Origin of the sequence: Thiolapillus sp. (assembly GCF_048562965.1) — a bacterium.
Lineage (GTDB): Bacteria > Pseudomonadota > Gammaproteobacteria > Chromatiales > Chromatiaceae > Thiolapillus > Thiolapillus brandeum_A.
Genome location: NZ_JBHNMF010001124.1, coordinates 1 through 860, shown reverse-complemented (window position 1 = coordinate 860; position 860 = coordinate 1). Strand labels below are relative to the sequence as shown.

The 860-nt window shown below is 60.3% G+C and carries 2 protein-coding genes; both read left to right on the top strand.

Going from position 1 to position 860, the window contains the following annotated elements; translation table 11 throughout:
* Positions 1-36 precede the first annotated feature (36 nt).
* Entirely contained in the window at positions 37-213 is a 177-nt protein-coding gene (locus ACOCD2_RS22755; RefSeq protein WP_419626198.1) for a hypothetical protein, read from the top strand.
* Between the two features lie 59 nt (positions 214-272).
* On the top strand, positions 273-860 hold a 588-nt coding region (locus ACOCD2_RS22750), incomplete at its 3' end, for an IncP plasmid survival protein KfrC family protein (RefSeq protein WP_419626196.1).

Below are 860 nucleotides of genomic sequence, written 5' to 3'. Positions count from 1 at the left end.
GCAACATGAACCAATATTGGCAGGAGACATTTGGATATGGCATTGACCAACTCACACAAGGCGAAGCGGGACACCTCCGATCTGCCGCGTCTGTTGACGCAATCCGAAAGCGAATCGCTACAGCGCGACGCGAGGGAATCGAGCGCCTGGATGCATGCCGAACTCAAGCGCCGGCGCGAGGCCCGCAGGCAGGGCAAGGCGGCGGCACTGTAGATCAGGCTGCCAACTCTCTGCTTGAGGCGGCGGAATCCCTTGAGCAGCAGCAACACTCCTTGCTGGATTCTGCGCCCATCGAGCAGACCTACCAGGAAACCCTCGTCGCCTACGTGCAATCCAAGCATGATCAGGTTGAGCGCATCGAGGACCGATTAGAAGCCCTTGTGGATCGCCAGCAGGCCCGGTTGCAGCAGATGCAATCATGCTCCCCAGGCTTTCTTTCCCTTCCCTCCACCAAACGCGCCTGGCAGACCCGGCAGGCCCAATGCCGAGCGCGGCTTCAGGTGCTGCATCATCGCCTGGATGCCGTGCGTGAAATCAGGGACGGTATGGGCCTTCACTCCCCAAAGCTCGAAGAGCTGGCTACTCGAAAAATGCGGGCTGAGAACCCGGAACCCGCTTCCGATTGGGATGCCATGCGCCTTGCGGTGCGCCAGCATGAGGCGTTCGTGAAAAAGCAGGCCCAGGACAGAAACAGACTCAATCACGAGGACAGCGCCTGTCTCAGGGCCTCTCACGTCCTAAATAGCCGACAGCAAGGCCAGGCCGGCCGCGATCAGCGCCGTGACCGCAGCCGCGATATTCATGGCGGCAACCTGCCTGGATTGTTTCTCCATACGCCTAATTACCGGCCCGACTTCCGC

What these genes read in the sequence shown, in the direction of transcription:
- ACOCD2_RS22755 (WP_419626198.1), top strand. Translation starts at nt 37, where the DNA reads ATGGCATTGACCAACTCACACAAGGCGAAGCGGGACACCTCCGATCTG.